General features: G+C 64.5%; 13 protein-coding genes. 3 read left to right on the top strand and 10 right to left on the bottom strand.

The features are described 5' to 3' along the window. Nucleotides 1–3: 3 nt before the first annotated feature. From FSY45_RS09545 to argH, 5 genes are all read right to left on the bottom strand, one after another. Nucleotides 4–1293, bottom strand: coding sequence for an ABC transporter substrate-binding protein (locus tag FSY45_RS09545; protein ID WP_046460327.1), 1290 nt, complete (start codon nt 1291–1293; stop codon nt 4–6). A 46-nt stretch (nt 1294–1339) separates the two neighbouring features. Next, a complete protein-coding gene (locus tag FSY45_RS09540; protein ID WP_046460326.1) occupies nt 1340–2461 on the bottom strand; it encodes an ABC transporter ATP-binding protein in 1122 nt (373 codons plus the stop codon). 230 nt (nt 2462–2691) lie between these two features. After that, nucleotides 2692–8703, bottom strand: coding sequence for an alpha-2-macroglobulin (locus FSY45_RS09535; protein WP_148748055.1), 6012 nt, complete (start codon nt 8701–8703; stop codon nt 2692–2694). A gap of 152 nt (nt 8704–8855) precedes the next feature. After that, on the bottom strand, nt 8856–9836 hold the full coding sequence (locus tag FSY45_RS09530) for a Bug family tripartite tricarboxylate transporter substrate binding protein (protein ID WP_034353263.1): 981 nt from the start codon (nt 9834–9836) through the stop codon (nt 8856–8858). A 99-nt stretch (nt 9837–9935) separates the two neighbouring features. Further along, nucleotides 9936–11384, bottom strand: coding sequence for an argininosuccinate lyase (argH, locus tag FSY45_RS09525; RefSeq protein ID WP_003067776.1), 1449 nt, complete (start codon nt 11382–11384; stop codon nt 9936–9938). Between the two features lie 339 nt (nt 11385–11723). On the opposite strand from argH, the gene FSY45_RS09520 reads away from it, so the two are divergent. The 3 genes from FSY45_RS09520 (at nt 11724) to FSY45_RS09510 (ending at nt 14666) form a co-directional block, all read left to right on the top strand. Next, nucleotides 11724–12683: a DMT family transporter gene (locus FSY45_RS09520; protein WP_046460324.1), complete on the top strand. Its 960-nt coding sequence runs from the start codon at nt 11724–11726 to the stop codon at nt 12681–12683. A gap of 194 nt (nt 12684–12877) precedes the next feature. Continuing rightward, nucleotides 12878–13948: a sensor histidine kinase gene (locus FSY45_RS09515; RefSeq protein WP_046460323.1), complete on the top strand. Its 1071-nt coding sequence runs from the start codon at nt 12878–12880 to the stop codon at nt 13946–13948. Further along, the gene (locus FSY45_RS09510; protein ID WP_003067782.1) at nt 13929–14666 is read left to right on the top strand and encodes a LytTR family DNA-binding domain-containing protein; all 738 of its coding nucleotides are present in this window, start codon (nt 13929–13931) and stop codon (nt 14664–14666) included. Before FSY45_RS09515 ends, FSY45_RS09510 begins: the two co-directional genes overlap by 20 nt. A gap of 48 nt (nt 14667–14714) precedes the next feature. Here FSY45_RS09510 and FSY45_RS09505 read toward each other — a convergent pair whose 3' ends face one another. The 5 genes from FSY45_RS09505 to polA all read right to left on the bottom strand — a co-directional run bounded on the left by FSY45_RS09505 (nt 14715) and on the right by polA (nt 20866). Then, the gene (locus tag FSY45_RS09505; RefSeq protein ID WP_003067784.1) at nt 14715–15674 is read right to left on the bottom strand and encodes a ZIP family metal transporter; all 960 of its coding nucleotides are present in this window, start codon (nt 15672–15674) and stop codon (nt 14715–14717) included. Nucleotides 15675–15874: 200 nt separating this feature from the next. Continuing rightward, the gene (locus FSY45_RS09500) at nt 15875–16780 is read right to left on the bottom strand and encodes a dienelactone hydrolase family protein (RefSeq protein WP_003067785.1); all 906 of its coding nucleotides are present in this window, start codon (nt 16778–16780) and stop codon (nt 15875–15877) included. Nucleotides 16781–16875: 95 nt separating this feature from the next. Beyond that, on the bottom strand, nt 16876–17187 hold the full coding sequence (locus tag FSY45_RS09495) for an AzlD domain-containing protein (protein ID WP_003067787.1): 312 nt from the start codon (nt 17185–17187) through the stop codon (nt 16876–16878). Beyond that, nucleotides 17184–17864 (bottom strand): AzlC family ABC transporter permease, encoded by a 681-nt coding sequence (locus FSY45_RS09490; RefSeq protein WP_222864859.1) that lies wholly within the window; start codon nt 17862–17864, stop codon nt 17184–17186. The genes FSY45_RS09495 and FSY45_RS09490 overlap by 4 nt, the downstream gene beginning before the upstream one ends. Before the next feature lie 188 nt (nt 17865–18052). Further along, nucleotides 18053–20866, bottom strand: coding sequence for a DNA polymerase I (polA, locus tag FSY45_RS09485; RefSeq protein WP_046460322.1), 2814 nt, complete (start codon nt 20864–20866; stop codon nt 18053–18055). Nucleotides 20867–20947: the final 81 nt, after the last annotated feature.

Below are 20947 nucleotides of genomic sequence, written 5' to 3'. Positions count from 1 at the left end.
TCATTACTTGTAGCGACGCAGAATGCGGTCGGATTCCTTCTGCGCGTCGTCCATGGCCTGGGCTGCGGTCTTGGTGCCGTTCAGGGCCGCCTGAATCGCATCGTTGAGCACCTTGGTCACGCGCTGGTTCTCATGGGTGGAATACTCGGCCACCGACACGGGCAACTGGTCACGCGCCACCAGGGCCTGAGGAAATTCCTGGCCGTACTTCTTGAGCGCAGGTGTCTCGTAAGCCGCGGGCGAGACCGCCACATAACCGCTGTCCATGCTCCACTGGGCGGCACGCTCGGGCTGGGTCACCCATTTGGCAAACTCGAACGCAGCCTGCTGCTGCTCCTTGGGCGCGTTCTTGAAGATGTAGAAATTGCCCCCGCCCGTGGGCGAGCCCTTGCGGACATTGCCGGCGATCTGGCCCACGCCGAAGTCGAACTTGGCATTGGCGCGGATATTGGTGAGATTGCCCGTGGTCGTCACGATGATGGCGGCCTTCTTTTCCATGAAGTCCCTGGGCGTCGTGCCCCACTCCACCACACCTGCCGGGTGCACGCCGTCCTTGACCAGGCTGACCCAGAAGTTCAGCGCTTCCACCACCTTGGGGTGGTTGAGCATGACGCGGGTGCCGGACTCGTTGGCCAGCAGCACATCATTGGGCGTGGTCAGGGTCTGCAGCATCCAGTAGCCAAAGCCTGTGGACGGAATCTGGATGCCGTATTGCACGACCTTGCCGCTGGCGTCCTTCTTGGTCAGCTTGTGGGCGGCCTCCTTGAGTTCCTTCCAGTTCTGGGGCGCCTTGTCGGGGTTCAGGCCGGCCTCCTTGAAAGCTTCCTTGTTGTAGTACATCACCACGGTGGAGCGCTGAAAGGGCACGCCCCAGGTCTTGCCACCGGTCTGGCTGTTGGCCATGAAGGCCGGATAAAAGCCCTTGAGCCAGGCCTTGTCGGCATCGGTTTTCACGAAGTCGTCAATGGGCGCAATCGCGCCCTCGTCCATCAGCGTGAACATATCGGTGGACAGCAGCACCGAAGTCGCAGGCGCCTTGCCGGCCTTGTGCGCCGTCAGCGCCTTGACGATGGTTTCCTGATAGGTGCCCGCATAGATGGGCGTGATCTTGTATTGCGGATGCGCCTTGTTGAAGTCCGCCGCATAACCGTCTACCACCTTGGTGATGGGGCCGCCCACGGCCACGGGGTAATAGAAAGGCACTTCCAGCGGGGACTGCGCAAGAGCAGTGCCCGCCAGGCCAAGGCCGGCGGCAGCGGCGATCACGCCATGAACAAAGGTTTGACGACGCATGGGAATCTCTCCTCGGGATTTGCAGACAATGGAAAACGCTGGCGACTCAGGCTGCGGCCAGCAAGGAGCGGGCGGATTCCACCGCCTGCCCGCAAACATGAATGCGCCCGCCCTGGGCATCGAACCAATGCGCGGCCTGCTGCGGCCAGTACAGGATCACGCCTTGTCCAGGCCGCAGAGCTGCATGGGCATGGCCGGGCACACGCGCCGTCAGCAGCTCGCTGCCCACCAGGCAGCGCAGCACCAGATCGGCACCCAGATATTCAAAGCCCTGCACGGTGGCCGGAATGCCGTTGCCCAGACCCTCGTTGCCGCCGCCGGCATCACCTGCCACGGCAATCACCTCGGGCCGCACGCCCAGCGCTTGCGGATAGGCGCTGCCAGCCACCAGATCCGGGGCCACGACCACATCGCTGCCTGCAATCCGGTTGCCCTGCAGGGCCACGATGTTCATGGCGGGCGTGCCGATAAAGCGCGCGGCAAACGTGGTTGCGGGCTTGGCATAGATCTCGCGCGGCCCGGCCGCCTGTTCCACCCGGCCCTTGTTGAGCAGCACCACCTGATCGGCCATGCTCATGGCCTCGGCCTGATCGTGGGTCACATAGACCACCGTGAGGCCCAGACGCTGCTGCAGCTCGCGCAGCTCGGCGCGCATTTCCTGGCGCAGCTGGGCATCGAGATTGGACAGCGGCTCGTCCATCAGACAGACCCTGGCCTGCGCCACCAGCGCACGACCCAGTGCCACGCGCTGCTGCTGACCGCCCGAGAGCTGGGCTGGCCGACGGTCCAGCAGCGCCGTCAGTCCCAGCAGCTCGGCCGTTTGCTCAAGACGCTGCTCGCGCTCGGCCTTGCCGACCTTGCGCACCTGCAGACCGAACTGGATGTTGTCGGCCACGCTCAGATGCGGGAACAGCGCATAGTTCTGAAACACCATGGCAATGCCGCGCTGCGCAGGCGGCAGATGGGTAACGTCGCGACCATCGATGCGCACCGACCCCGAGGTGGGCATGTCCAGCCCGGCAATCATGCGCAAGGTGGTGGATTTGCCGCAGCCCGAAGGGCCGAGCAGGACGCAAAACGAGCCTGGTTCAATGCGCAGATTCACGGCATGCAGGGCCGTGGCGTCACCCCAGGATTTGGCGACGTTCTCCAGCTCGATCAAAGACATCGCGCCAGTCTAGAAAGACTGGATGACAACCGCGTGTCAACCCAGATCCAACCAAATAAAAACAGGAGCTTCTGGCGCCTGCTATATATTGATCTCAGATAGAAATGATCTTGAATCATCCTTTTTAAATGCGAAAGCAGCTTCAATATCCATAGCATCAGTGCATGAAAAAAGCCCCGGCTGCTTGCGCAGACCGGGGCTTGGCGTATGGCCGGGAAACCGCTGAAGGCTTACTTGGGCATCACCACCTTAAGCTTGGTGTTGGGAATCTCGCCAAACATCTCGGGCGCATACAGCGCTTCGGCACGCGTGGGCGGGAGGGCGAATTCACCGGCGTTGTTCAGGCGCACCGTGTATTCGACCTTGGTCGTCCCTGCGGGCAGGTACTGGTAGTAGGCACGGTAGGACTCGAAGCTGCGCTCTTCGTAGGCCAGCCAGCCGGCCCCCTCCTGCTTCTCGCCCTTGGACGCGATCTCCGAATCGCGGCCCAGGCCGCCGCCCAGAATGGTCGCCCCCGTGGGGACGGGATCGGTGATGGCCACCCAGGTCATATCGGTCTTGGCCTGCACCTCCAGCGTCACGCGCAGCACATCGCCGCGCGTGTACTGACCGCCACCGAACAGGCCCTTGTCGGCCTGCTCCACGGGCGTGACGGTCTTCTTGATGGTGTAGCCGGCGCTGAACGGTGCCTTCAGGGCCACGGCCGCCACGGACTGCACGGTCAGCCAGGGCTTGCCCGTGCCTTGCTGCGTCACGCTCAGCTGGCCCTTGCCGGCCTTGGCCCAGGGCATGAACATGGTGTTGTTCATCAGGCCGCCGGCGCGCACGGGCTCGCCAAAGACGCTGTTGGCATGGGCCGTGCCCTGCGCATCCTCGGACGTGGCGCGCCTGACCTCGGCCCAGTTCACCTTGGCCTCGTTGCCGTTCATGCTGGCCACGGTGCTGCCGGCCACGGGCTCGGACTCGAACTTCTGCGAGAAGCGGCGCAGCGCCAGAGCTCCCCAGAGGTTGGCCGTGGTCGTGTTCCAGGCACCGCCCTGCTGGCGAGCGATAAAGCCGCTGACCAGGCGCGGCATGTCTTCGGCCCATGCCGGGTCGTTGATGGTCGCGAGGATCAGGCGCGCCAGATTCACGTCAGGGCCCTGCATCAGCCACCACCAGCCATCGTCCTGATCGGTCGAGAAGCCGGCACGCGTGCCGTTGTAGGTCAGGCGGGCACGCAGAATCTGCATGGCCTGAGCCAGGCGCTCATCGCGCTGGGGCGCCTCGCTCATGCGCTGCAGCAGCATCACCCAGTCGATGACCGTGTGCGTGGGCCACTGGTTGGGCGTGGCATTGATGCTGTCGAGCATGCGCGGCGTGGCCTTGCCCGACAGTGCCAGTGCAGCAATCGCCGCCAGCTTGCGCATTTCCAGATCCTTGCGCGGGCTCCAGAAGTTGCGCTGGATGCGGCCTTCCACAAACGCGATCAGGCCGTCCTCCATGCGCGTACGTTCGGCTCCGGGGATCACGAAGCGCTTGTCAACGCCCTGCGCCATGGCCGACAGATTAAGCAGATGCGCGGTCAGCGTATCGCTGCCGCGGCTGACCGAGCCGTCCTGCGGCGGGAAGTAGTTGGCCAGGCCGTCACCGTCCAGATAGTTGGGCAGCTGGGCCATGGTGCTGCCCCACAGCTCGGCGTTGTTCATGCCGACGGCCTTGCTGGTGGTCTGCTCCAGGCAGGAGTAGGGGTAGCGGGCCCACCAGTCGCGCACGCCGGGCAGACCTTCGGTCAGCTTGGGTACCAGCGACATCTGCAGGCCGCCACGGCCTGGCAGCGCATCGGCTGGCGGATTCACGGGCACGCTATAGCTGCCGTTGACCTGCACCAGCGTGGCCTGCTGCACCGACAGCGGCACGGCGGGCACGATGCGCTGGCTGACCTTGAGCGCATCCTGCGCCGCATCGGCGCCACCAGCGGTGTCGCGCGCAGAAATCTCCCAGATCAGCGCCTCGGCACGCGTGCCGGAGAGCTGAGCCGGAGCCTTCACATCCCAGGCCACTTCACGCGCCTCGCAGGCGGGAATCTCCACGGTCTGGGCCTTGAGTTCCAGCAGCGTGGCGCGCGGCGTGACCTCCACCTTCATGGCCTTGGCCGAGGTGTTGCGCAGCGTGACCTGGGCGCGGAACTGATCGTCCTCGCGCACCAGGGGCGGCAGGCCGCTGATGATCTGCAGATCCTGCGTGGTGCGGATCGCCGCCTGGCCGGTGCCGAACAGGCTCACGCCCGCATCGGCCACGGCCACCACCTGGAAGGTGGTCAGGGCGTCGTTGAGCGGCACCTCAATCAGCGCCATGCCGTTGCCGTCCAGCACCACATCGGGCTTCCACAGCAGCAGGGTGTCGAGCAGTTCGCGTGTGGGGCTGCGGCCACCGCCACCGCCCGCAGGCACGGCCTTCTTGCCGTAGTGGCGACGGCCGATCACCTCCATTTGGGCGGTTGCCGTCTGCACGCCCCATTCGCGGCGCGTCAGCATGGCATCGAGCAAATTCCAGCTGCTGTTGGGCATCAGCTCCAGCAAGGCCTGGTCCACGGCCGCCAGCGCCACATGGGCACCTGCTGCAGGCTTGCCATCGGGCAGCGTGGCCTTGACGGTGACCTTGGCCGTGCCGCGCACCTTGTAGCTGGACTTGTCCGAGGAAACCTTGACGTCCAGCGTATTGCTCTTCAGGCCCACGCGAATTTCGGACATGCCGAAACGGAAGGCAGGCTTGGAGAGGTCCACCATGGAAGTCGGCGCGATGAATTCCTTGCCGTCATTCCAGAAGGCACGCCACCACTCCAGCGGCGACTTGAAGCCCCAGGTGAAGAAGCTGTACCAGGGCACTTCCATCAGGCGGCCGCGCAGCGCCAGCACGCTGACATAGGCATTGGGGCCCCAGTTGTCTTCGATCTTGACGTCCACCGTGGGGTTGTCACCCGCCAGCTCCACCACCTGGGTGCTGACGATGCCTTCGCGCTCCACGGCCACCAGCGCCGTGGCGCGACGGAAAGGCATGCGCACCTGAAAGCGCGCGGTCTCGCCGGGCTCATAGCTCTTGCGCTCGGACAGCACGTCCATGCGGTCATGGTCTTCGCCGCCGAACCAGAGTTCGCCCTGGCCCGTGACCCACACCGAGGTCGCGGCCTGGCTGCTGCGGCCTTCCTTGTCGGCGGCCTTGACGATCAGCTCCACCTCGCCCGGCTGGGACAGCTGGGCCTCGCATTGCACAAGGCCATGGCTGTCGCTGGTGCCCGAGCACACGGTGCCCAGATTCTTGAGCGTGGTCTGGTTGTCGTAGCTGTAGAAGCCACCCACCAGTCGCTTGCGGCTGGAGGTGGTGATGCGCGCCACGGCCTCGACCTTGACGGGCACGCCGGCCTGGGCCTTGCCTGCCGTATCCAGCGTCAGCGCCTGAAAGCGCAGCTTGCGGTCCACCGAGATCCAGTTCTCGGAGCGCACGCCTGCCACCACGGCAGCCGGCCAGATGGTGCGCGTGCTGCGCAGGGTCTGCACCTCGCCATTCGGGTCGGCGTAGGTCGCTTCCATCAGCAGCTCGCGCGGCTCACCCGACTTGGGCAGCTTGTCGATGCTGACCTTGCCCAGACCGTTCTTGTCCAGCGTCACGGGCAGCTTGTCGGCCACGACCTTGGTGTCGTCGGCCGCCGTGCTTTCTTCATCGTCGCTGCTGCCCACGTCCTGGGCACTGCGCGGCGGGTTGAAGCTGAAGCCATCCCATCCCGCGAAATCCAGCGATTTGGAGCGCAGCAGAGCCGACACCTTGACCGGCAGATTGGCGGCGGCACCACCCGAGACATAGTTGATCTGCACTTCGGCAGGCACGCTGCTGACAGCGTAGAGCTGCTCCTTGCCGGCCGGGCCCACACGTCCCTCCATCACGGGAAGGCGGAACTCCTCGACACGGAAGATGCCCGTGCTGAAACTGGAGCGACGGCCGCTGCCATTGGTATAGCCCAGCTCCACCGCATATTCGCCGAGCTTGGCGGCCTTGGAGATGGGGAACTCGCTGCTCGCGCTGCCGTTGGCATTCCAGCTCAGGGCCTGGGTAAAGCGCTGGCCGCTGCCCAGATGGGTGATGGTCAGGCGGTCAGGCTTGTCCTGGGTCTGTTCAAAACCCGTGGAGTTCTTGCCGGGGCCCGTCAGGGCACGCAGAAAGTGCTTCATGGACACGGTTTCGCCGGCTCGGAACAGCATGCGGTCAAACACCGTATGCGCGACTTCGTCGCGCTTGCTGCTGGAGCTGGTCGGCACATTGAAGCGCCAGGACTCTATACCCTTGTTCCAGTTGCTCCAGACAAACGCCAGTTCCTCGCCAGCCTCGGTCTTGGCCCGCGCACTCACGAAATAGGAGTTGCTGCGGTAGTAGCCGTCTTCGTTGCTGCAGGAAGGCGGATTGGGATTGAGGCCGTTGAAGGTCACCAGACCCTGGGCATCACTGACGGCCGAAGCAATCGCCTGACCGTTGCAGTCCGAGACCTGCACCGTCGCGCCCGGCACCACCTTGCCCTTGTCCAGCGTCGTCACCCAGGCCACGGAGTTCTCGCGGCCCAGCTTGAAGTGCACGGCCAGATTGGTCACCAGCACCGAGGTGCGCACATACATGGTGCGGCCCGCTCCATAGCCTTCGTCGAGCAGAGACTGGCCCAGCATGGGCGAGGCAATCTCCACTACCTGAAAGCCCGGGTTCAGCGGAATGCCGACGACCTCAAAGGGGCGCGGATCGCTCTTGGCCGCCTTGGGCAGCTCCAGTGTCTGGGTCTGGCTCTGGCCGTCCAGCAGCGACAGCATGCGGGTCTGCACCCAGTGCTTGTCGTCGTTGATGACAGGAGGCAAGACCTTCACATCGCGCGCAGCGCGCTTGCGCTCCACGCTGTAGCTGTCATAGCGCTCGACCTTCTTGAGCCAGGCGATGATGTCGGCATCCGAGCCACCCTTCTTGGTGCGCACCACGCTGGCGTCCAGCGACTTGCCCAGAAGCTGCGGCTCCACATTGCGCAGCGTCACGGGCAGCAGCGCCGGGCCCTTGGGGCCTTCGGCAAAGCGCTCGACGATGCCGAAGGGCGCGGCGGCAAACTTCACCAGCGGCGGCATATTGCCCGTGGCCGTGGCCAGCGGGAACAGATTGGCATTGCTCAGCGTGCGGCCCGCTGCATCCTTGAACTGCGGCGGCAGCTCCACCACATATTTGGAGTTCGGCTGCATGGTGGCGGGAAAGCTCACGCTGTCCACCAGCGAATCCTCGGCCAGCTTATCGCCGTTCTGCTCGATGATGGGTGCCACGGCCGAGGCACCGCTCTTGAGGCGTATGCCTTCGATCAGCTTGCGCGGCACCGGCGCGCTGAATGACAGCCGCATGGGACGGATCGGCAGGCAGGCGGCGTTGGCGTTCTCGCGCTCGCAGCTAAAGTCGGCGCTGAAGGGCTGGCGCACCTGGTACTCGTAGCGCTGCTCGTCCTTGCTGACCAGGCCGTTGGCCATGGCCACGCCCTTGCCATAGACCAGGGTCATCTTGCTGCCCGAAGTCAGACGGCGGTTACAGGCCAGCACCGCATAGTTCTGCGGGTTCTTGGCGGCATCCTTGTCCCAGTGGCGCTGCTCGAGCACGGCCTCGCGGTCCTTGCCCTCGATCAGTTGCACGGGAATGCGCTCGCCCACACCTTCGGAGGTACACCAGACGCGCTGCTTGAGGCTGTCGACGGATGCCGCGCCCGTCAGGCGCAGAGCAAAGTACTGCTGCTCGTCCACCTCTTCATAGGTGTCGGGCGCAATGCTGGCCACCTGCGGTCCGCCGGTCTGGAACTGATAGCTGGCTGCGCCCGTCAGGGCCCCGCCCGATACGCTCTTGAACTGCGGGTTGAGCTGGGCCGTGCAACGCACGCCGGCGGGCAGGTTCTGGGCAAAGTCGAAGACCCATTCCTTTTCGCTGTTCCAGCGCCCCGTGCCCTTGGCGGCCTGCGCATTGCTGCACTGCAGATTGACCGGCGCCGCGGCCTTGGGGTCGCCAAAGCGCACGGCTGCCCCATCGAACTGCACCACCACCTGGCCCACCTTGCTTACATCGCCCTGCGGGCTGAACTGGCGCACCCCCACGGCATGGGCCGCCGTGGCCGCCAGGCCCCATAACAGGCCTGCCTTGAGCAGCGCGCGCCAGTGCGGCGCGATCTGCTCCCTCTTCCTTCCCTCTGCATAAGGCACAGTCATACAGTCACTTCCTTTTGGGGCCGGCGTGGCCGGCCCTGGCTGTTTGAATCTGAAGTCTGGAGTCAGCGACGCAGCAGTGCGAGACGGCAGAATGCAAAAAGCCCTGCCTCGCAAGTGAAGCAGGGCCTTGAGCAGGTGCCGCACGCGCGAAACTACTGCGGCTGGAAACCGCTGCGCTGAATGATACCGGCCCAAACCTTGGAATAGGCGGCCTCACGCTCCCCCAACTGGCGGGGATTCATGTATCCAACTGTAAGCCCCAACGCCGTCAGCTGCGCGTAGACGTCACGCTGCTTGAGCACATTGCCCACAGCTGCAGAAAAGCGCTCGACAAAGGCCTGGGGCACGCCCTTGGGCGCAAAGATGCCGTAGTAAGGCATGTCCTCGAAGCCCTTGATGCCCTGCTCCAGCAAGGTCGGCACTTCGGGCATGGAGGCCTGGCGCTTGGCGCCCAGCACGCCGATCACGCGCAACTTGCCGGCCTTCTGGTTCTCCATGAAGTCGGGCACCGAGGCAATGCCGGCAGGAATCTGATTGCCCAGCATATCGGCCAGCAAGGGAGCGCTGCCGCGATACGGTGCCGCCACCAGATCGAGCTTGTAGTGGTCGGCCAGGATCTTGACCAGAAATTCGGGCGTCGATGCCGGAGCCGGAATGCCGATGGTTCCGTTCTTGGCACTGCCCCTGGCCCAGGCCGCGTACTCGGCCAGATTCCTCACCGGCGTGTTGCTGGACACGGCCAGCGCATTCACGAAAGTGGCGACCCCGGCCACGGGAATGAAGTCCTGTTGCGGATCGAAGCCCGGCTTTTTCACGACCTTGGGCAGGATGGAGATGGTGTGGTCATGCGTGAGAAACAGCGTATGGCCATCGGCAGGCGAGGCCTTGAGCAGTTGCGCGGCAATCTGGCCGCCGGCACCGGGGCGATTCTCCACCAGCACCGTCACGCCGCCCAGTTCGTCCTTGAGCTTGTCGGCCAGCAGGCGCGCAATCGCATCCGAGCCACCGCCGGGCGGAAAGCCCACCAGAATGCGGATGGGCTGGCCCGACGAGGCCCAGGCCAGCGGGCCCAGGGCCGATGCTGCCACCGCTCCCGCACCGGCTCTCAGCAATTGACGACGAGATTGCGTCATGTGTTTTCTCCTTATGCTTTTTCCAGACTAACCAAAACAAAAGCGCCCGGCAAAGGGCGCTTTCAAGGCGTGAACGTTACGCCACAGTGCTTGAGTCCATCAGGCCAGACGAGCGTGGTGCTTGGCCAGTTGCGCACGCACCTGCGCCGGAGCCGTACCGCCCAGCGTGTTGCGGGCATTGAGCGAGCCCTCCAGACTCAGGGCCTCGAACACATCGGCCTCGATATTGGGGTTGAAGGCCTGCAGCTCGGCCAGCGGCAGCTCGGTCAGGTCCACGCCCTTCATGGTGGCCAGCTTCACGGCGTGAGCCACGGTTTCGTGGGCGTCACGGAAGGGCAGACCCTTCTTGACCAGATAGTCGGCCAGGTCGGTGGCCGTGGCATAGCCCTTCAGGGCAGCAGCGCGCATGTTCTCGGCATTCACGGTGATGCCGCCTTCCTTGACGCCGCTGGCGGGGTTGAGCTGGCCGCCGATCATCTCGGCGAAGATGCGCAGCGTGTCCTTGAGGGTATCCACCGTGTCGAACAGCGGCTCCTTGTCTTCCTGGTTGTCCTTGTTGTAGGCCAGGGGCTGGCCCTTCATCAGCGTGATCAGGCCCATCAGATGACCGACCACGCGGCCGGTCTTGCCGCGTGCCAGCTCGGGCACGTCGGGGTTCTTCTTCTGGGGCATGATGGACGAGCCGGTGGTGAAACGGTCGGCGATCTTGATGAAGCCGAAGTTCTGGCTCATCCAGATGATCAGCTCTTCCGACAGGCGGCTCACGTGCACCATGCACAGCGAGGCAGCAGCGGTGAACTCGATGGCGAAGTCGCGGTCGGACACGCCGTCCAGCGAGTTCTGGCTCACGCCTTCCATGCCCAGGGTCCTGGCCACGCGCTCGCGGTCCAGCGGGTAGGTGGTGCCGGCCAGGGCGGCAGAGCCCAGGGGCAGCACGTTGACGCGCTTGCGCACGTCCAGCATGCGCTCGGCGTCGCGCTTGAACATTTCCACATAGGCCAGCATATGGTGGCCGAAGCTCACGGGCTGGGCCACTTGCAGATGGGTGAAACCGGGCAGGATCACGTCCACATTCTTGGCAGCCACGTCGACCAGCGAGCGTTGCAGCTCCTTGAGCAGGCCTTCGATCAGGTCGATCTCGCTGCGCAGCCACAGGCGCACGTCGGTGGCCACCTGGTCGTTGCGGCTGCGGCCGGTGTGCAGACGCTTGCCGGCATCGCCGACCAGCTGGGTCAGGCGCGCCTCGATATTCAGGTGCACGTCCTCCAGATCCAGCTTCCACTCGAAAGTGCCGGCCTCGATTTCGGCCGTGATCTGCGCCATGCCCTTCTGGATGGAAGCGAAATCTTCGGCCGCAATGATCTTCTGGGCCGACAGCATTTCGGCATGCGCCAGAGAGCCCTGGATGTCGGCCTGCCACATGCGCTTGTCAAAGAACACGCTGGAGGTGTAGCGCTTGACCAGGTCGCTCATGGGTTCGGAGAACAGGGCAGACCAGGCTTCGGCCTTGGAATCGAGCTGGTTGTGCGAAGGAGCAGATGTAGACATGTGAGGGCAACAATCCCGTAAAACCACAGGCCGCCCAATGCAGAAGTTTGGCGTGACGGCTGTGCAAAGCAGAAACAGGGATTTTATCGGCCTGACCCGGCGCCGGCGCCAGAGCACCCCAGAGCCATTGCCGGCCACTGCGACAAAGCGGCATTCGCGCCCCAAAAACTCACTAATCAATAGCACCATGTAATTGATGGATAAGGCCTGCAAGCCTTATTTCCCCGAGCCGACAAATCCGGCTGCAGCCACCCGGTTTCTGGCTTGCGCGGACAATCACATCGTCCCCGCTCACTTCCCTCCCAGGCCGCTGCCCAAGCGGCTGACGCGCCTCCCGGCATGCATTCCCGCTCTTCCCTGATTTCCGGCCTCGGTTTTGCGCTGGCCGCCTGCGCGCTCTGGGGCGCGATTTTTCTCGTGCCGGCCATGCTGCCGGAGTTCTCGCCGCTGCAGATCACCTTTGGCCGCTTCGTGCTCTATGGTGTAGTGGCCTTATGCGTTTTTCTGCCTCGGGCCACCAGGCTGCTGCCCAGGCTGCAAGCGGCCGATATCCGGCATCTGGTCTGGCTGGCCCTGACGGGCAATGTGGTGTACTTTGCCCTGGTTGCCACGGCCGTGCAATGGATAGGCATGGCCGTGACCTCGCTGATCGTGGGCCTGGTTCCCGTCACCGTGCCGCTGCTGGGCCGCAACACCCATGGCGCGCTTCCGCTGCGCCGCATGCTGGCGCCGATGGCACTGATCCTGACCGGCATCGTGCTCGTCAACGCCCATGCGCTGACCACAGGGCCCGAAGGCAGCCAGGGGCGCTATCTGCTGGGCGTGCTGATGGCCGTGCTGGCCATGCTCTGCTGGAGCCGCTACGCGCTGGACAACACCCGCTATCTGGCGCAGAGTCGCTTCAACGGCACGGAATGGTCCACGCTCTGGGGTCTGGTCGTAGGGCTGATCAGCGCCTTGCTCTGGGCGCTGCTCTGGCTGGTATCGCCGGAGGCCAGCGGCGCCAACAACCCCGACATTCCAGCCCAGCGCTGGCAGCTGTTCTGGCTGTTGAACCTGGCCGTGGCCGTGCTCTCGTCCTGGCTGGGCAACTGGATGTGGAATGCCGCCAGCCAGCGCCTGCCCATCACCTTCGTGGGCCAACTGCTGGTATTCGAGACCCTGTTCGCCCTGGCCTACCACTTCCTCTACGAGCAGCGCCTGCCACGGCTCGGCGAGCTGGCACCCATGCTGCTGATTCTCGCAGGCCTGGTCTGGTCGCTCAGACGCTATCAGGCCGCAGGCAGGGCTGCAGCCTAGTTTTGAGTCAGCACAAACGCTGATGCATCAAACTGACAGACGCCGCGCGAATTGCAGCTGCACAGCGGCTGCTGGCCAATAATCACAGGACTTGCGCAAATTCGGACCGGGCATGCTGCCCTGTCGACAGGGATGCCCTTTGTGCTTTTTTGCCCCAGTCTGCATCCAAGACACCGCCCTGCTCCAGACCACCTGTGCCCATTTCACCGCTCATCGCCGCCACTCCCGCATCGGCCCGCCCGGCCCTGGTGTTCGACGCCTGCAATGCCGGCGTGGTGCTGCGTGCCGTGCTGTTTGTACAGGTGGTGGTGAGCACGGCCGCCATCTATGGCGCGGACTCGCTCTGGGAATGGTTTACCAGCGCGGCTCTGCTCACCGGCGCCTGCCTGCCAGGCACCCTGGTCTGGCTGATCGCCGCCTGCAGCCTCAAGCACCAGTTGCAGCGTCTGGACACGCGCGGCCAATATCTGGCCGGCGTGCTGCTGGGCGCGCTCGCAGGGCTCTATGCCTGCGGCATGCTGTTCTTCATCGGCATAGCCAAAGCCCCCTGGCTGGCCAGTGCCGTCACGGGAGGCCTGCTGGCCGCGCTGCTCGTGACGGCGCTGGTGCTACGCGCGCGCGGCAACACGCCGGCGCAGACTCAGGCCCGTCTCACCGAGCTGCAGTCACGCATCAGACCGCATTTTCTGTTCAACACCCTCAACAGCGCGATTGCGCTGGTGCGTGCCGAACCCGCCAAGGCCGAGGCCTTGCTCGAGGACCTCAGCGACCTGTTTCGCTATGCGCTGGCCGAACCCCATCTAACCACCACGCTGGCGCAAGAGATAGAGCTGGCCCAGCGCTATCTGTCCATAGAGCAGGTTCGCTTTGGCGAGCGGCTGCAGATGCAGTGGCAGCTCGATGAAAGCGTGCATGGCGCACTGCTGCCGCCGCTGCTGCTGCAGCCGCTGGTGGAGAACGCCATCCGTCACGGCGTGGAGCCCAATGCGCGCGGCGGCAAGCTGCAGGTCCGCACCGAAAGGCGCGGCAACGAAGCACTGATCCAGATCATCAACACCTTGCCGCCGGCCAGTGCCGAGCATCAAAGCACGGGCCATGGCATGGCCCTGGACAACGTCAGGGCCAGGCTGTCGCTGCTGCACGACCTGCAAGGCAGTTTCAGCGCCAAGGTGCGCGACGGGCTGTATGTAGTGCGCCTGAGCGTGCCTTTGCAGCAGACCGCGCCAAAACCGGGAGAATCCCGTCATGCACATTCTGATCGTTGATGACGAAGCTCTGGCTCGCGCCAGACTGCGCACTCTGCTCGGCGACTGCGCACATGGCCCCCACCATATTCAGGAAGCCGCCGACGGCGAACAAGCCCTGCAGATGCTGCAGGCTGCACAGCCGGCCCCGGTGCAACTGGTGCTGCTGGACATCCACATGCCGGGCCACAACGGGCTGCGACTGGCAGCGGCTCTGGCCGAGCTGCCCAACCCGCCCGCCATCGTGTTCGTGACAGCGCATGCCAGCCATGCGCTACAGGCTTTCGAGCTCGATGCCGTGGACTATCTGACCAAGCCCGTACGCCTGGAACGCCTGCAGCAATCGCTGCAAAAGGCCGAACGTGCGCTGAGCACGCGCAGCGTCGTGGACAGCGGCCCCGTCCTGCTGATCCAGGAGCGCGGCGGCACGCTGCGGCTGCCGCTGTCCGAAGTACGTTTTCTCAAGGCAGAGCAGAAATACATCACCGTGCGCACCGTGCAGCGCAACTACATCCTCGACGGAGCACTGGCCGATCTCGAAACCCGCCATGGCGAGCATCTGCTGCGCATACACCGCAACGCCCTGGTGCTGCGTGCGGCCCTGCGCGGCCTCGAGAAATATGACGACCCGCAGGAAGGCGAAGGCTGGGGCCTGCGCCTGCAGGGCGTGAGCGAGCTGCTGCCGGTCTCGCGCCGCCAGCTGGCGGCGGTCAAGACCGAACTCAAAGATATTTCCTGAATAAAAAAACCGGCTGGAAGCCGGTTTTTTTATCGAATGCAGTTGCAATCAATGCTCGTGCTTGTGCGCCGCTTCATGAGCAGCCGCGGGCGCGGGGGCGGGCTCGTGCGAATGCCCGACCTCGGCACCATGATCGTGCTCATGCTCGTGTCCATGGTTGTGCGCCGCACCGCTCATCACCGTCACGATGACGATGCCCAGCAGCAGCCAGAAGACCTGGGCTGCGGTTTCCTTGGCGCTCAGGCGCTTTTGCAGCTGGGGAATCAGGTCGGCCAGCGCCACATAGATGAAGCTGCTCGACGCAATGACCAGGAAATATGGCAGCAGCTCGTGCAGCTGTCCGATGAGGAAATAGCCAGCCACCCCGCCCAGCGTTGTCACGGCCCCTGCCATGGACACCTTGATCAGCGCCACGCGGCGATTGCTGCTGGACTGGCGCAGCACCACGATATCGCCCATGTGATGAGGCACCTCATGCGCCAGCACCGACAGCGCGGCGATCAGGCCCAGACGGATGTCGGCCACGAAAGCCGATGCAATCAGCACGCCATCGCCAAAGCAATGCACGCTGTCGCCCGTCAGAATGGCCCAGCCGCCCTTGCCATGGCTGTGAGCGTGCGTATGCTCGCCATGCTCATGACGGGCGTGACCATGCTGGTGATCGTGGCCATGACCGTGAGCATGGTGCACGGGAACATGCTGGTGGGCGTCGCCATGCGAATGCTCATGGCCGTGGTGCCATAGCTCGGCCTTGGACAGCAGAAAGAAAAACACCAGCCCGATCAGCAGCACCACGAACAGATCATGGGACTTGCCGTGGCTCTCGAACGCCTCGGGCAGCAAATGCATAAAGGCCGTGGCGAGCAAGGCTCCCGCCGCCAGGCTCAGCAAACGCTGAGGCATCAGCCCTGGCGTGCGCCCCCCTCCCAGACTCATCAACAAGGCGGCCACCCAGACACTGCCGATACCAGCAGCCAGGGTGGCCAGAATAATTGCTACCAATGTCATAGCTTTATATGGCTTAACCGCAACCTTTTACAGGCGAATCTTGAGGATTTTCGCAGAATGCGCCGCCCAACGCGGCCCGCTTGCGACTATCCCCATACCGTCAGCCCCGGATGCGCATGACATGCATGGCACGCCGGGACTTCTTTCACCTTAGCAAAGCTGTCAAGCCCCCCGGGCCGAAAATTTCAGCGTATGAGGCATCAAGCCACGCCATGCTGGTTGAACCAGGTCAGCATGCGGGTCCAGCCGTCCTGCGCGGCCTGCTCGCGATAGCTGGGGCGGTAGTCGGCATGGAAGGCATGGGGCGCCTCGGGGAAGATCACGAACTCCGAGGCCCTGGCGGCCGCAGAGCCGGTCTTGAGAGCTGCTTTCATGGCTTCGACCGACTCCAGCGGAATGCCCGTGTCCTTGCCGCCGTACAGGCCCAGCACCGGCGCCTTGAGCTGCCCCACCAGATCCAGCGGATAGCTGGGCTGCAAATCGTTCTTGTTGCCCTGCAGACGCCCGTACCAAGCCACGCCGGCCTTGAGCGGGGCATGCGCCGCATAGAGCCAGGTGATGCGCCCGCCCCAGCAAAAGCCGGTGATGGCCAGCTTCTTCACATCGCCGCCCTGCGTACCCGCCCATTGCACGGCCGCGTCCAGATCGCCCATGACCTGGGCATCGGGTACCTTGGCGATCACCTCGCTCATGAGCTTGGCCATCTCGGCATAGGCCATGGGGTCGCCCTGGCGCACAAACAGGTCGGGCGCTATCGCCAGATAGCCGGCACGAGCCAGGCGGCGGCAGGTGTCGGCAATGTATTCGTGCACGCCGAAGATTTCGGAGATCACCAGCACCACGGGCAGATTCTGCCTGCCCGCAGGCATGGCCCGGTAGACCGGCAGCTTGAAGCCTTTGACATCGATGCTGACCTCACCTGCCGTCAGGCCGTCGACCGGAGTCTTGATGGCCGTCTGTGCCATGACCGGCCCGGCAGCGCAGGCATAGCCCACGCCCAGACCGGCCCCCAGGGCTGTGCGCAAGGCCGCGCGGCGGCTGGGCCGGGCATCGGTGCGACCGCCAAGCAGCCCCTGCATATCCTGAGCGATGTCTTCGTACTTCATGGATCCTCCTTGGGTTGATGGAATCTCAAGCCAGCCCGGCTCGCGCAGCAAGCCGGGCTGGCCATGCAGTCTAAGGCCAGTGCCTTTCCGTCAGCTCAGACCAGCCAGCGCAGCAGCGCCGCAGCGGCCGCCCCCAGAATCACCACCAGCAAGAACGGTGCCCGCAGCCACAGGGCAAGCGCCGCCACCAGCAAGGCGCCCAGACGCGCATCCAGGCTGATGCGCGTGCCGCTGGCCAAGGTGTTCATCACCGTCAGCGATGCCAGCAGCGCCACCGTCAGACAGGCCGCGATCTGGGCCATGCGCGGGCTGCGCATCCAGCGCTCGGGCAGGCTGTAGCCCAGCAGCTTGGTCACAAAGGCCAGCGCACAGGCCAGCAAAATCCATTGCCACAGGGACAGCGTCATTGCTCAGCCTCCGAAGGACGCACCCAGCCCCAGAAGGCGCCCAGGGCCGCGGCCAGCAGAATCGGCACGCCTGCGGGCACCCAGGGTATGGCCAGGGCCGTGACCAGCCCGCAGCCCAGTGCCAGCGCCACCGGCTCGCGCGCATTGAGGCGCGGCCAGAGCAGACCGAGAAAGGCCGCCACGGCGGCTCCGTCGAGACCGAAGCGGCGCGTGTCGCCCAGCGCATTGCCCATCAGCGCGCCCAGCAAGGTGAACAGATTCCAGAGCAGGAACACGCCCGCCCCTGCGACCCAAAAGCCGCGCCGCTGCTCGGCCAGATCTTCCTGCCCCGATGCCGTGGCCGCAGATTCGTCGATGGTCCAGTGCGCGGCCAGCCAGCGCTGCAGCCCTTTGACACCCAGCAGACGGCTCATCTGCATGCCGTAGATGGCATTGCGCACGCCCAGCAGCGAGGCCGCGCTCACGGCCGCCATGCCGCTGCCGCCGCCCGCAACCACGCCGATGAAGGCGAACTGCGAACCGCCCGTGAACATCAGCGCACTCAGCGCCATGGTCTGCCAGAGGCTGAGGCCCGCCGCCACGGACAGCGCGCCGAAGGAGATGCCGTACAGCCCCGTCGCCACCGAAATCGACAACCCCATGCGCACGGCGGGCGTCATTGCAAAGCCTTTGAACAAGATATTTCCCGCAACAAGCCAGAACAATTCAGGAGCTGACAGCGCATGTGAACAAAGCACTTCAGGTCAAAAACAACCTGAAATTCTTTATTAGAAAGCGCAAGCAGCTCTCTTTTTTAAGGATTCGTCTCGGCAAGACCTAGTCGCCCCGGGACGAACGCGTATCAGTGCGCCTTTGGGTGAAAAGCTCAATGCGCCTTTTCCCAGCTGCTGCCAAAGCCGATCTCGGCCAGCAGCGGCACGGACAGGTCGGCCACGCCGGCCATGATGGAAGGGATCTCGGCCTGCACCCAGTCCCTGGCGGATTCAGGCAGCTCGAACACCAGTTCGTCATGCACCTGCATGATGACCAGCACCTCGGGCTTTTCGGTATCCAGCCTGGCCTGCACGGCCACCATGGCCTTCTTGATCAGATCGGCCGCCGTGCCCTGCATCGGGGCGTTGATGGCGGCGCGCTCGGCCGCTTTCTTGCGCGGGCCGTTGCCGCCATTGATCTCGGGCAGCACCAGGCGGCGGCCGAACACGGTCTCCACATAGCCCTGGGCGTGGGCCAGCTCCACGGTCTGGTCCATATAGCGCTTCACGCCGGGATAGCGCTGGAAGTATTTGTCGATATAGGCGGCCGCCGCCTTGGTTTCAATGCCCAGGTTCTTGGCCAGGCCGAAGCTGCTCATGCCGTAGATCAGGCCGAAGTTGATGACCTTGGCATAGCGGCGCTGCTCGCTGCTGACCTCGTCCACACTCACGCCGAAGACTTCGGCCGCCGTCGCCCGGTGCACGTCCAGGCCGTTCTTGAAGGCGCTCAACAGGGCCTCGTCGCCCGACAGATGGGCCATGATGCGCAGCTCGATCTGTGAATAATCGGCGCTGGCAATCAGCTTGCCCTCGGGTGCCACAAAGGCTTCGCGCACGCGGCGGCCTTCGGGCGTGCGCACCGGAATGTTCTGCAGATTGGGGTCATTGCTGGACAGGCGCCCCGTCACCGCCACGGCCTGGGCGTAGTGGGTGTGCACGCGGCCATCGCTGGGCAGGGCCATCTGCGCCAGCTTGTCGGTGTAAGTTCCCTTGAGCTTGGACAGCGAGCGGTGCTCAAGCAGCTTGGCGGGCAGCGGATAGTCCTCGGCCAGCTTTTCCAGTACTTCCTCGTCCGTGCTGCGCGCGCCGGTGGCGGTCTTCTTCACGACGGGCATGCCCAGCTTGTCGAAGAAGATCTCGCCCAGTTGCTTGGGGGAGGACAGATTGAAGGGCTGGCCCGCAATCTCGTAAGCCTCTTCCTCGAGCTTGAGGATGCGTGCGCCCAGATCATTGCTCTGGCGTGCCAGCTCACCCGCGTCGATGCTGACGCCATTTCGCTCTATGCGAAACAGCGCTTCGCTGGTCTGCATTTCCAGCTCGTAGATATGCAGCAGCCCGGCATGGGCCTGGATGCGCGGCCACAAGGTGTTGTGCACATCCAGGGTCTGGTCGGAGTCCTCGCAGCTGTACGCCGCGGCCTTGTCCACGCTCACCTGGGCAAACGGAATCTGGTTCTTGCCCTTGCCGCACAGGTCCTCGTAGCTGATGCCGCTGCGACTCACATGGCGCAGCGCCAGGCTGGTCAGATTGTGCGGGCGGTCGGCTTCGAGCACATAGGACTGCAGCATGGTGTCGTGCGCATAGCCGCGCACGGTGATGCCGTGGTTGGCAAACACATGCTGGTCGTATTTGACATGCTGGCCCAGCTTCTTCTTGCCGGCATCTTCCAGCCAGGGCTTGAGCCTGGCCAGCACCATGTCCATATCGAGCTGCTCGGGCACGTCCATGCCTTCGTGGCGCAGCGGAATATAGGCGGCCTCGCCCACGGCCACGCTGAAGGAGATGCCGACGATGCGGGCCACCATCTCGTCCAGCGAATCGGTCTCGGTATCCAGCGCCGTCAGCTCGGCGGCGCTGATCTTGGCCAGCCACTCATCGAGCTGAGCCTCGCTCAGAATGGTGGTGTAGAGCACATCGCGCTGCTGGGCAGTCACGGCGACCTCGGTCGCCGCCGCGTCATCGGCATCGAACAGGCCGCCCTGGGCACTGTCGACCTTGGCAGCCTTGCCTGGCTTGGCCGCCTTGGCTTCGGCTGCTGCGGCGCCCAGCGTGCGCACCAGGCCCTTGAAGCCGTATTTCTCGTAGAAGGGCGCAAGCGCTGCGCTATCGGGCTCGGCCAGCGTGATGGCATCGAGCTGCGGCAGGCCGCTGATATAGGAGGACAGATCGCAATCGGTCTTCATGGTCACCAACTGGCGGCTCAGCGCCAGCTGACCGCTGGCAATCGCATCGCGCAGGTTCTGACCGGCAACGCCCTTGATATCTGCGGCGCGGGCGATCAGATTGTCCAGCGAACCATGCTCCTCCAGCCACTTGGCTGCTGTCTTGGGCCCGACCTTGGTCACGCCGGGCACGTTGTCCACGGTGTCGCCCACCAGGGCCTGGTAGTCGATCATCAGCGCCGGCGGCACGCCGAACTCGGCCGTCACTCCCGCCACGTCGCGCTTCTTGCCGTTCATGGTGTCGATGATGGTCACATGCTCGTTGACCAACTGGCTCAAGTCCTTGTCGCCGCTGGAGACGATGACCTGTATGCCCTGGGCCGCCGCGGTCTGCGCCAGCGTGGCGATCACGTCATCGGCTTCCACGCCGGGCACGGCCACCACCTTCCAGCCCAGCAACTGAACCACCTCGTGGATGGGCTCGATCTGGCTGCGCAAGTCATCGGGCATGGGCGAGCGCGTGGCCTTGTACTCGGTGTACATCTCGTCGCGGAAGGTCGGGCCCGAGGCATCGAACACGCAGACGGCGTAATCGGCCTGCACATCCTTCCTCAGCGCCTGCATCATGTTCACCATGCCGCGGATGGCGCCCGTAGCCGGGCTGGCCGGGTCGCCTGGAATCGCCCGCAGGTCGGGCATGGCATGGTAGGCGCGGTAGAGGTAGCTGGAGCCGTCCACCAGCACCAGGGTCTTGGAATTGCTCATACCCCGGATTGTGCACGCGTGCCCGGCTCCTCCGAGCTGCAGCCCAAAGACAGGCTGCGCCTGGTGGGACAATTCGAAGTC

Source organism: Comamonas sp. Z1 (assembly GCF_008121555.1).
Classification (GTDB): Bacteria; Pseudomonadota; Gammaproteobacteria; order Burkholderiales; family Burkholderiaceae_C; genus Comamonas; species Comamonas thiooxydans.
This window is presented reverse-complemented; position numbering and strand designations above follow the sequence as displayed.